Raw genomic sequence first — 11185 nt, forward strand, 5'->3', positions numbered from 1 at the left:
AGCTCCAAAGTATCGCAGGCCCGCTCTTGGGTCGAAGAATAGAGCCGGCCAAAGCGAATACCGGCCTGCTCAAAGTAAGTCCGCGCTTGCTGTGCCTGCTCCGCTCCCAGCTCTGTCAGGGGCGAATCACAGGCCCCCTGCACCAAGCCTTCCTGATTGAAAAAAGTCTGGCCGTGCCGCATTAAATAAAGATCTTTCATTTTTCCTCCCAGCCGCTGAAATCATGGCCAATGGCCTCTACTAGATAAAACTGATTGTTTTCAAAAATAAACTTTAAAATACCGCAGTTGGTCATATGCCCCAGACTGTCCAGCCGCCAGTTTTCCTGCCAGGCCCGGGCAAAATTGGCCATAGCCCCGCCGTGCGAGACCATGAGGACTGACTGACCGGGGGTCTCCTGCATAAGTTTCAAAATGGTGGCAGCCATCCGCTCCCGGACCTGAGTCTGGGACTCTCCGCCGTAAGTCACAAAGAAATCTTCGTAGGGCAGGGGCGGATTAAGGTCTTCGCTCTCGCCTTCAAAGGTACCGAAATTCCATTCTTTCAGCCCCTTGACCCGCTTGTAAGGCAGCTCGCCATCGGTTACCAGCTCCAAAGTATCGCAGGCCCGCTCCGAGGTCGAGCTGTAAGCATCGTCAAAAGTGATGCCAGCATCCTTGAAATACCGGCCAGCTACCTGAGCCTGATAGATGCCAAAAGGCGTCAGCGGCGCATCGCACCAGCCCTGAACCTTGTGCCTCAGATTGAAGAGTGTCTGACCGTGCCGCATCAGATAAAGTGTTTTTGCCATAGCGATTTCCTCTTATAACAGTTGTAGTTTTTCAAAAGCCTTGTACAGTCCGTCCTCAGTCACATCATCGGTCACCATATCGGCCATAGCCAGAATTTCCGGACCGCCATTGCCCATGGCCACACCGATCTGGCAGTAGTCCAGCATGGGAATATCGACCTTGGCATCGCCGAAGGCCAGGGTATCTTCCCGCTCGGCCCCCAAATGCTCCAGCAGCACATCAATGGCATGCGCCTTGTCAATATCCTTGACCCCCAAATCGCCAAAGAGAGCGTGCTCCCCCTTGCCGCCCCAGGTACCGGCCTTGAGATCCGAAAAGGCTTCCTTGGAGTCCAGATGGTCCTGATAGGAAGACAGGATAAAGCTGATTTTATTGAGATCGTCGCGATAGAGTTCTGCTCCGAAGACCAGACCGTGAAAGGCATCCTCCACTTTCAGATGAGCCGCTTCCTCCTGACTGGCTCCCTTGCCCAAGGCATAGGCTCGCATAGCCGGACCTGCCGCTTCACGAAAATTACGGCTGGCAAAGAGCCCGTTATTGCTTTCCAAATAAAATTCCAGCCCACGCGCCTCCAGCCAGTCCACCACCCGCTTTTCTAACTCGAAAGGAATCAGCTGGTGCATAACGATCTGACCGTCATGCTCCACATAGGAGCCGTTGCCGCCTATCATACCGTCAAAGCCAATATTCCAGATTTCCTCAGGCATTTCAGCCTTGCTGCGGCCGGTACAGACATAGACCAGATGGCCCTTTTCCCGCGCTCTGCGGATAGCCCTTACAGCCGATACCGGAATGTGTCCTTCATAGTCCACAATGGTCCCATCCACATCTAAAAAGACTAGTTTCCTGCTCATTCTTGCTCTGCTCCTTTTTCATTCAACACAGATGCGCCATTGCTCTCAATGACTTCCTGATACCAATAGAAAGAATCCTTGCGGGAGCGATCATAGGTGCCGTGCCCCTCATCATCCGCATCCACATAGATGAAGCCATAGCGCTTGCTCATTTCAGAAGTCGATGCGGACACCAGGTCAATACAGCCCCAAGGCGTGTAGCCCATGAGCTCCACTCCGTCCTCAATGGCCTCATACATCTGCTCAATGTGGGCTTTCATATAGTCGATGCGGTAGCTGTCATGGATCGACCCGTCTGCTTCTACCTTGTCCAGCGCACCGAGGCCGTTTTCCACGATAAAGAGCGGTACCTGATAACGGTCATAGAGGTTGTTGAGCGTGATGCGCAGACCCACCGGATCAATCTGCCAGCCCCAGTCAGAGGCTTCTAGGTAAGGATTTTTCTCACCCAAAGAGAAGTTGCCGGCTGCCTTTTCGCCGGAGCCTTCAGAGGCCCTTGCCACTGAGCTCATATAATAGCTGAAGGACATGAAATCAACTGGATATTGAGCCAGCAGCTCCAAGTCGCCGTCCGCAATCTCCAGCTCAATGCCCTTTTCTTTAAAGAAACGCTTGGCATAGGCAGGGTATTTGCCTCTTACCTGCACATCGGAGAAGAAGAGGTTTTCATGGTCTTTTTTGATCTCTTCCATGACATCCAGCGGATTGCAGGTGGCAGGATAAGCCTGCATACGGGCCAGCATCATGCCGACCTGAAACTGAGGATTGATCTCCCGAGCAGCCTTGACTGCGAGGCTTGACGCCACAAACTGATGATGGGCCGCCTGATAGAGGTCTTGGAAATTCTGTTTGCCGTCTTCAAAGAGAAGGCCGCCGCCGACATAGCCCGAAATGCCCATAATATTGATTTCGTTAAAAGTCAGCCAGTATTTGACCTTGTCCTGATAGCGCTCAAAGACTGTCCGGGCGTACTTTTCAAAGAAGGCAATCACTCTCCGGTCTTTCCAGCCGCCGTATTCCAAAGCCAGATGAATCGGCGTTTCATAGTGGGAGAGGGTCACCAAGGGCTCAATGCCGTATTTGCCCAGCTCATCAAAAACCGCATCATAGAAGGCCAGACCTTCTTCATTGGGCTGGGCATCATCGCCATTTGGGAAAATCCGGCTCCAGGCAATCGAGAGGCGGAAGGTCTTAAAGCCCATTTCCGCAAAGAGGGCAATGTCTTCCTTGTAGCGGTGGTAAAAGTCCGTTCCCAAGCGCTTGGGATAGAGCCCCTCCTTGTCATGAAGGGCAAACTCGACTTTTTCCCGGGTCATCGCCGCTGAAAATCCTTCTAAGTTCTGACGTTCTTCAGGCCGGACTGCCTTGGCGGTATCCGATGTTGCCGGACCGCGGCCGCCCAGATCCCAGCCGCCTTCGTACTGGTTGGCTGCCGTAGCCCCGCCCCAGAGAAAGCCTTTTGGAAATTGTTTTTCTGCCATCAGCTTTACCTCACTTCTTTGCATTTTATACTATTATACTACTTTTTGAAAGCCTTTTCGTGTAGGATAATGAGAAATAATGATACTATTCTAACACAGAAAAACCCCCAATTTCTTGAGGATTTTATTTTTCTTATTGATTTACATTTTCCCATTTCCAGTTTTGAACTTCTGGAATGTCATCGCCGTTTTCACGGATATAGGCCGTGTGGTAAGCCACAGTTTCATCCATTTTTGCAGAAAAGTCCGCAGCTGCAGCGCCCAGAACAGCCTGAGCTGCATCCTGGGCCAGATGGAAGCGGTCCAGCTCAGACATGACCCGCATGTCAAATGGCGTGGTAATGTCTCCATTTTCACGGTAGCCGTGAGCCCGGAGCTGGTGATTGTGACGGTTAAAGAAGATGTCACGAATCATCCCTTCATAGCCGTGGAAGGCAAAGATGACTGGCTTGTCAGTCGTAAAGACCCTGTCAAACTCTTCATCGGAAAGGCCGCGCGCATCGACAGACGGATGGCGGAGTTTGAGGATGTCCACTACGTTGACAAAGCGGATTTTCAGCTCTGGAAAGGCCTTATGAAGAATGGATACTGCAGCCAATGCTTCTAAGTTTGGCTCCGTTCCTGCTGCCGCAAAGACAACATCCGGTTCTTCGTCCTTCGATACAGTGGAAGCCCAGTCGATGACCTTGTAGCCCTCACGGACCAGCTCCTCTGCTTCAGCTACAGAGTAGAATTGCGGCCGCGGATGCTTGGAAGCGACAATCAGATTGATCTTATCCTCTGCTTTGAAGGCCTTGTCCATCACAGCCAGCAGGCTGTTGGTATCAGCCGGCAGGTACTCCCGGATATACTCGGGAGTTTTCTCTGCCAAGTGGGTCAGAATCCCCGGATCTTGGTGGGTATAGCCATTATGGTCTTGCTGGAATACGGTCGAAGTCGCCAGCAGGTTCAGGGCCGGATAGTTCTTGCGCCAAGTTGTATGCGTCTTAGACTTGCGCAGCCATTTGAAATGCTGGGTTACCATCGAGTCCACTACCCGCAGGAATGACTCGTAGGAAGCAAAGAAGCCATGGCGGCCGGTCAGAACATAGCCTTCCAAGAGACCTTCTGCCTGATGCTCAGATAATTGTGAGTCAATGACACGGCCTGCAGGACTCAGAGCCTCATCATAGTCGGGCTTCATGCGGCCCAGCCACTGACGGTTGGTACGGGTAAAGACTTCCTGCAGGCGGTTGGACTTGGTTTCATCCGGACCAAAGATACGGAAATTATCCCGGATTGGCCTCTACCAAATCAGCCGCATACTTCCCAAACTCAATCATGTCCTGAGCCATAATGGCACCTGGACTTTCAATGGCAAAAGCATGCTTCTTCCAGTCTGCGGTGTCCATTGGCTTAATGACACCCGCATTGGTGATTGGGTTCATGGCCATCCGACGGTCGCCCTGAGGCGCGATAGCCGCGATTTCCGGCAGAATCCTGCCATTTTCATCAAAGAGTTCCTCTGGACGGTAGGACTGCAGCCAGTCCAGCAGAGCATCGACATGCTCCATGTGATGGGCATCTACCGGAATTGGGACTTGGTGAGCCCGGAAGCCGCCTTCAATCGGCGTCCCTTCCCAAGACTTCGGCCCCGTCCATCCCTTAGGAATGCGGGCAACCAAGACAGGGAAGAAAGCCTGACTGGCTTCTTCAGCCCGGCCCTTGCGCGCCTTAGCCTGCACAGCCTTGATTTCCTCAATGGCTTCATCCAATTTGGCCGCAAAGAGAGCATGGGCTGCTTCATGATTTTCAGACAGGGCCGTCACATCTGCAAAAATCGGCTTCCAGCCCAGCCCCTCAAAGAAGAGGGTTAATTCTTCGTCTGTTTTGCGCTCGAAAATGGTCGGATTATGGATCTTGCCGCCGTTGAGATAGAAAATCGGCAGGACAGCTCCGTCATTGACCGGATTGATAAAGGTATTGGACAGCCAGCCCGCCATCAAAGGACCCGTCTCCCCTTCACCGTCACCGATGACGGTCGCCGCAATGACATTCGGATTGTCCAAGACAGCTCCGGCAGCATGAGACAGCGCATAGCCCAGCTCACCGCCCTCATGGATAGAGCCCGGAGTTTCAGGCGCTGCGTGGGAGGCAATGCCGCCTGGGAAGGAGAAAATCTTACAGAGCTGCTTAAAGCCTTCTTCATTTTGCGGAATGTCTGGATTGAGCTCAGTATAGGAACCGTCAAGGTAAGAGTTGGATACCATGACCTGACCGCCGTGGCCCGGCCCTTCGATGTAAAACATATCCAAATCATACTTGTTTATCGCCCGATTGAGGTGGGCATAGATAAAGTTCTGACCCGGAACGGTCCCCCAGTGGCCAATCGGATGGGCCTTGAGGTCATGCTCTGCTACTGAGCGTCTGAGCAGGGGATTGTCCTTCAGGTACATCTGTGCTGCTGAAATATAGTTAGCTGCCCGCCACCAGGCATCTACCTTGTCCAAATAAGCTTTTGAGCTGTAATCACTTGTCATATCTTCCTCACTTTACTATTGCGAAAGGGCAGACCGCCCTGACGCTGATATCGTCATTTAGTTTATCTTTTATTACTTTGTTAGCTCGCCTTGCCGTACGCCAGTACTGTCTGCGGCTCGCTGCCTCGTACTAAAAGCAAACTAAAAGACTGTATTGCACTTCTATTATAACTTTCCTGTCCAGCCCCCAAAAGAGCAAATTTCACACAAAGGGGTGTTCATGCTTGGGCTGCTTAGGAAAATGGATGCCCTGCCAAAAGCAGAAAATCATCCTCTTTCCCAAAGAAAAATCAAAGGGTAATAAAACAGCTGCGATTTATTACTTTTTATATTTTATCATACTTTTCTGAGAATGCCGGTCTGCCGGCTCAAAAAAGCAAAGAAAATCAGCAAGACAGGCCGCTCCCCTCCTGCTCTGATGAATCTTATACGGTACCTTCCAAAAGATCCATCCCTCTGTGGGTGAGGACACAGCCATCATGGGAGTCTTATACGGTATCTTATCAAAGATACTCCCCTTTGCGGGTGAGGGCGCAGCCATCATGGGCGTCTGTCCCACCGCCCTTCACAATCTTCAGCAGCTTTCCAGCCGATTGGGACTGACCCAGTTTGCAGAGATTTTCCAAGAGCAGAAAGCTATAAGGAGGCACACTAGGCGCAAAAACCCCGAACAGCTACAGCCGTTCGGAGCTTCCCTTATTTGTCAAAAAAGGTATGAGTCGCCTGATAGATATGGCGGGCGGTAGCCGAGTTATTCATGGTATAGAGATGAATGCCGGCCGCATCGTGAGTGACCAGGTCCACGATTTGATCGATGGCATAAGCCAGACCGGCCGCTCTGAGGGATTCTGGATCATGCTCATACTTATCCAGAATGGCCCGAAACTTTCTGGGCAGCTTGATATTCTCACAGGTCTTGAGCAGACGCAGGGCCTGATTGCGGTTGAGAATGGGCATAATCCCAGCATGAATCGGCACCTCAATCCCAGCCAAGGTGCACTTATCCTGAAAATCATAGAAACGCTCATTGTCAAAGAAGAGCTGGGTCACAAGGCTGGAACAGCCGGCATCCACCTTCTTTTTCAGATTCTGAATATCAGAAATCTGATTGGGCGAATCCGGATGGCCTTCCGGATAGCAGGCACCGATAATGTCAAAATGCGGCGCTTCTTCCTTGATATAGGCAATCAAATCCGTCGCATATCGGAAGTCATCCTTAGGCGCCACATCAGGGAAAATATCTCCCCGCAGGGCCAAGACACTGTGAACGCCGACCCGATCCAGAGCCTGCAGCGTATGGGACACCCTGTCCTTGGTCAGATAAACCGCAGGCAGATGGGCAATGGTCGGAATCTTCAAATCATTATAAATAAAGTCGGCCAAACGGACCGTGGTCTCCTCGATATTAAACTTATTATTGCTGGCCGTCACACTGATAAAATGGGGCGCAATATCCTGCATTTCCTTCAATGCCTGAAGAATTTTTTCATTGCCTACTGCCGGATTGGGAGGAAATACTTCAAATGAGAGACTGGGCGTTTGGCGATTCACCATTGCTTACAATTCCTTTCAAGCTCATTATTCAGGGCCGCAACCATCCTGCAAATGCAAATCTGCAGGATGGTTGGCTCTGATTGTTGGTTTTTATTTAGAAGGCGGTGGGACAGCCTCTTTCAAAGCTTAGCGAAGACCCTGTCTTGCTGCCTTAGCCGCTTCTACCAAGCGGCTAAGGCTGGCCTTGGTTTCGCTGATACCGCGGGTCTTGAGTCCGCAGTCAGGGTTGATCCAGACCTTGCTGCTTGGCACCTTGGCCAAGATGGCTTCGATGGTATGGTCGATTTCCCCTTCATTTGGGACGCGCGGTGAGTGGATATCATAGACACCAGGACCGACTTCTGTCTGGAAGTTCTGTGCCTTGAGCTCGTCCAGGATTTCCAAGTTTGAGCGGCTGGCTTCAAAGGAAATCACGTCGGCATCCATGTTGTCGATAGCCGGGATGATATCGGTAAATTCTGAGTAGCACATGTGGGTATGGATCTGGGTATCTGGCGCCACAGTTGAGTGTACCAGACGGAAGGCCGGAATGGCCCAGTCCAGATAGTCTTCATACCAGTCGCTGCGGCGGAGCGGCAGTTTTTCCCGCAGAGCCGCTTCGTCAATCTGAATGATCTTGATTCCAGCTGCTTCCAGATCCAGCACCTCATCCTTGATGGCAAGGGCAATCTGCAGAGTAGAGTCTTTGATAGAGATGTCTTCACGCGGGAAGGACCAGTTGAGAATGGTCACCGGACCCGTCAGCATACCCTTCACCGGCTTGTCGGTGCGGCTTTGGGCATAGCTGGACCATTTGACTGTGATTGGATTGAGACGGGTGACATCACCCCAGATGATCGGCGGTTTTACCCCACGCATACCATAGGACTGCACCCAGCCGTTCTTGCTGAAGAGGTAGCCTGACAAGTTTTGACCAAAGTACTCTACCATGTCATTGCGCTCAAACTCGCCGTGCACCAGCACGTCAAAGCCGACTTCCTCCTGCCACTTGATCCAGTCGTCAATCTGCTCCGCCAAGAACTGGTCATAGTCTTCCTGAGACAGCTCGCCCTTGCGGAAGGCCAAGCGCTTGGCACGGACTTCCTTGGTCTGCGGGAAGGAGCCGATAGTGGTTGTTGGCAACGGCGGCAGATTGAGTGCCTTGTGCTGGATCTCTTCACGCTCTGCAAAGGCTGGCAGGCGGGTGTAGTCTGCATCCGTCAGACCCGCCAGACGGGCTGCCAGCTCTGCATTTTGACCGACACGCTCTGCTGCAAAGAGAGCTTTATTGGCCGCCAAGGCTTCTGCACCGCCGCCCTTGCGGATAGCGTCCAGGTCACGGATTTCGTCCAATTTCTCCACCGCAAAGGCAAAGTGGTTCAAGATTGCTGGCTCAAATTCTTCATTAGCCGTTGTAAATGGCACATGGAGAAGGGAACATGAGCTTGTCAAAACAACATTTTCAGCTGAGACTTGCTCAAGCACTGCCAAGCTCTTTTCGTAGTTGTTGCGCCAGATGTTCTTCCCATTGACAATACCAGCATAAAGAGTCTTGTCAGCTGGGAAGCCGCCTTTGACAAGGTCAAGTGTTTTCTTGCCTTCGACAAAGTCCAAACCAATCGCATCTACTGGCAACTCTACAAGGTCTGCATAGATGTCACGAACGTCACCAAAGTAGGTTTGAACCAAGACCTCAAGGCCTTTCTTGTCCACCAGAAGCTTCTTATAAAGGTCCAAGAAGAGAGCTTTTTCTTCTGCAGACAGGTCCTTGACCAGACTTGGCTCATCCAGCTGGATACGCTCCGCGCCCAACTCGGCCAATTTGGCAAAGACTTCCTGATAGGCCGCAGCCAAGCTGTCAACAAAGTCAGCCGGTGCTACACCATCTTCAAAGTCAGAAACCTGTAAGAGTGTGAATGGGCCGACCACCACTGGGCGGGTTACCAAGCCCAGCTCCTTGGCTTCGGCAAATTCATCAAAAATTTTGCGGCCGGCCAGTTTGACCTCTGTCTCTTTTTCAAATTTGGGAACGATATAGTGGTAGTTGGTGTTGAACCACTTCTTCATCGGAAGCGCACGGACATCGCCTTTTTCGCCCTGATAGCCGCGAGCCAAGGCAAAGTAGCGCTCCAGATCAGTCAGATTCAGCCCCTGCACAGATGATGGCACCACGTTAAAGAGGAAAGCCGCATCCAGCACATTGTCATAGTGGGAAAAGTCATTTGACGGAATCTCAGTGATGCCTTTTTCCTTGACGATATTCCAGTGCTTGGCGCGCAGCTCCTTGGCTGCAGCCAGCAGCTCTTCTGCTGAGATTTCATGTCTAAAATACTTTTCCGTTGTAAATTTCAACTCGCGGAATTCACCCAAACGCGGGAAACCAATGATTGTCGTTGACATAATCGTCCTCCAAAAAAACTTGTTGACACTATCTTATCAGAAAATCTCACCCCTGTATAATTGGAATTTTTCAGAGTTTGTTATAGTCTAAAACTATAACCCATCTCGTCAACCAAGCCAAAATCCCCATTCTAGCAGCACCATTGCCTGAAAATATGGTTTGCTATAGGCGAAAGTTATGACCTTGGAAAGAAAAAAACAGCGAGAGGAAACTCGCTGGCAGCTACGATGATTTTACTTTCTCACTCTGTTTCATGATACAGCTTTCTAGCCTTTTCGACGTCATAGTATCTGTCAAACTCTTCTTTGGTTCCCATGACATGTTCCTGACCATCAACCGAAAGTTCTTTAGGAATATACAATAATTCGTTTAAAGTATAACCTTTAGGGAAAAATAATGAATATACTGAGATAAGACGATCCCCAATATCAATGCTATTTTCATTATTTAAGACAATAATCTGAGCATCTTTTTTTTCAAGAATAGCCATCGATTTTTTGTCACTGCTTATAGGTGCCACTTTTAAGCTTTCTCGATTAATTGTGAATTGGTCGATATCTATCACAGATTGTTTTATGCCCAATTGAGAAAAATCCCTAACATCTAGTTCAGCTTTAGGCAACGGAGTTTTTATCTCCTCAATAGCTTTTACTTCTTCAATTTTTCTTGTTTGGAGATTTAAAAATACTTTCTTCTTTTGCTCATTCTCATAGCCTTCCAAAGGCCTAATGTAAAGCGCCAACAAATCTTTCCCTTTATAAGAATAGACTGGACCAATATCATTTGAAATATAACCCTTTTTATATTCGTCTACGATAGCCAATAAGTCTATTTCAGGTTCTTCTTTCAGTCTATCGCCCTCTACTTTGTAAAGCGATAAAGTCCAATAGGCGTCCTTCCCAACCGATTCATATATTGCTGAAGGAGGCTCGGGCAGTTTCATATTCTCTCTAAGAATATAGTTTTGAGAGGTAGGATTGTTGCGCAATTCTGTAAACAATTGCTTGTTATACTTGCGCAACTCTTTCTCTTCGGAATCAACGGGTTCCCAATGCACAATAATCCCTTTGTCATCCGCAATAAATTGATAAGAGTCTATTTTTGCCTTTCCAGTGTAATACAGGTAGCCTGTATATTTCTTAATCAAATACTCCTGATAAAGATAAAAACCTATACCAACTACTAAACCGATTCCTAAGAGAATAAGCGAAACACGAAAAAATTTCTTTTTGGTCATTTTCATTTCTAACCTCGTTACTGTAAATAGTTCTTTTTATCAAAGTAGGTATCCAGAGCATCAATACCATCCGATTTTAGTTCACCAATCGCACTTGTAAATTCTCCCAATTGCTGTGAGCTCATATCTTCAAGTTTTAATTTGTTTCCTTTATATTTCTCTCCTTTGCCGGGTATAGAGGGCATAGCCCTCCTCTTCCAGCGCATCCTTCTTGCCGCTGCGCTCCTCCTGGCCGTAGGTCAGCTGATAGAAGGTCAGCACCTGCCCCAGACCCAGACGGTAATAGAGAAAGTCAAAGTGCTAAAAGGAAAATGTCCTTGCTCCATTATACCACATGAGAGCTAGGCTGGGGAAGGGGCATGAAGAATG

General features: G+C 49.6%; 8 protein-coding genes and 1 pseudogene. All 9 read right to left on the reverse strand.

All coding sequences use genetic code 11. The annotated features are described in order from the left end of the window. A partial coding sequence (locus STRDD11_RS14030; protein ID WP_241209292.1) for a phosphoglycerate mutase family protein occupies window positions 1-200 on the reverse strand: 200 nt, incomplete at its 3' end. Next, window positions 197-790 (reverse strand): histidine phosphatase family protein, encoded by a 594-nt coding sequence (locus STRDD11_RS01030; RefSeq protein WP_128834495.1) that lies wholly within the window; start codon window positions 788-790, stop codon window positions 197-199. The genes STRDD11_RS01030 and STRDD11_RS14030, both read right to left, overlap by 4 nt. Before the next feature lie 12 nt (window positions 791-802). Next, complete coding sequence (locus STRDD11_RS01035) at window positions 803-1645, reverse strand: HAD family hydrolase (protein WP_128834497.1); 843 nt, start codon at window positions 1643-1645, stop codon at window positions 803-805. Further along, the gene (locus tag STRDD11_RS01040) at window positions 1642-3126 is read right to left on the reverse strand and encodes a glycoside hydrolase family 1 protein (protein ID WP_128834500.1); all 1485 of its coding nucleotides are present in this window, start codon (window positions 3124-3126) and stop codon (window positions 1642-1644) included. Before STRDD11_RS01040 ends, STRDD11_RS01035 begins: the two co-directional genes overlap by 4 nt. A gap of 133 nt (window positions 3127-3259) precedes the next feature. Beyond that, window positions 3260-5645, reverse strand: a pseudogene (locus STRDD11_RS01045) (phosphoketolase family protein). Between the two features lie 696 nt (window positions 5646-6341). After that, the gene (metF, locus tag STRDD11_RS01050; protein ID WP_128834503.1) at window positions 6342-7199 is read right to left on the reverse strand and encodes a methylenetetrahydrofolate reductase [NAD(P)H]; all 858 of its coding nucleotides are present in this window, start codon (window positions 7197-7199) and stop codon (window positions 6342-6344) included. 126 nt (window positions 7200-7325) lie between these two features. Then, on the reverse strand, window positions 7326-9578 hold the full coding sequence (gene metE / locus STRDD11_RS01055) for a 5-methyltetrahydropteroyltriglutamate--homocysteine S-methyltransferase (RefSeq protein ID WP_128834506.1): 2253 nt from the start codon (window positions 9576-9578) through the stop codon (window positions 7326-7328). A gap of 242 nt (window positions 9579-9820) precedes the next feature. Further along, complete coding sequence (locus STRDD11_RS01060) at window positions 9821-10822, reverse strand: hypothetical protein (protein WP_128834508.1); 1002 nt, start codon at window positions 10820-10822, stop codon at window positions 9821-9823. Window positions 10823-10833: 11 nt separating this feature from the next. After that, complete coding sequence (locus STRDD11_RS13560) at window positions 10834-11001, reverse strand: hypothetical protein (protein ID WP_164828331.1); 168 nt, start codon at window positions 10999-11001, stop codon at window positions 10834-10836. Between the last annotated feature and the right edge of the window lie 184 nt (window positions 11002-11185).

Origin of the sequence: Streptococcus sp. DD11 (assembly GCF_001578865.1) — a bacterium.
GTDB lineage: Bacteria > Bacillota > Bacilli > Lactobacillales > Streptococcaceae > Streptococcus > Streptococcus panodentis.

What these genes read in the sequence shown, in the direction of transcription:
- STRDD11_RS01030 (WP_128834495.1), bottom strand. Translation starts at nt 790, where the DNA reads ATGGCAAAAACACTTTATCTGATGCGGCACGGTCAGACACTCTTCAAT.
- STRDD11_RS01035 (WP_128834497.1), bottom strand. Translation starts at nt 1,645, where the DNA reads ATGAGCAGGAAACTAGTCTTTTTAGATGTGGATGGGACCATTGTGGAC.
- STRDD11_RS01040 (WP_128834500.1), bottom strand. Translation starts at nt 3,126, where the DNA reads ATGGCAGAAAAACAATTTCCAAAAGGCTTTCTCTGGGGCGGGGCTACG.
- metF (WP_128834503.1), bottom strand. Translation starts at nt 7,199, where the DNA reads ATGGTGAATCGCCAAACGCCCAGTCTCTCATTTGAAGTATTTCCTCCC.
- metE (WP_128834506.1), bottom strand. Translation starts at nt 9,578, where the DNA reads ATGTCAACGACAATCATTGGTTTCCCGCGTTTGGGTGAATTCCGCGAG.
- STRDD11_RS01060 (WP_128834508.1), bottom strand. Translation starts at nt 10,822, where the DNA reads ATGAAAATGACCAAAAAGAAATTTTTTCGTGTTTCGCTTATTCTCTTA.
- STRDD11_RS13560 (WP_164828331.1), bottom strand. Translation starts at nt 11,001, where the DNA reads ATGCCCTCTATACCCGGCAAAGGAGAGAAATATAAAGGAAACAAATTA.